Annotated in this window: 1 protein-coding gene; it reads left to right on the forward strand. The window is 55.0% G+C overall.

Annotation, left to right across the window (positions count from 1 at the left end; all coding sequences use genetic code 11):
* Nucleotides 1-103: 103 nt before the first annotated feature.
* The coding region (locus A3730_RS13160; RefSeq protein WP_197477476.1) for a gamma-glutamylcyclotransferase family protein at nucleotides 104-289 on the forward strand (186 nt) is incomplete at its 3' end.

Genomic DNA, 289 nt, shown 5'->3' on the forward strand with positions numbered 1-289 from the left:
TTTTGTGCAGAGAGCATGGCGACCAGGGTTTAAGTTTTTCAGGTTTTGAATGCAGGCGTCTGTCGTCGGGCATCCGGCGTCCAGCAATAACCAGGAGTGATGTGTGGAGTGTGATTATTACTTTGCCTATGGGTCGAACATGAACCCGGCACGAATGGCGGTGCGGGGCATGCGCTATCGGCAATCGTTACGGGCGCAATTACCCGGTTGGCAATTGGCGTTTAACAAGCGCGCCCATGGCAAAGAAGGGATTGCCTACGCCAACATCGTGAAGGCGGACCATGGCGGG

Source organism: Alcanivorax sp. HI0044 (assembly GCF_001634945.1).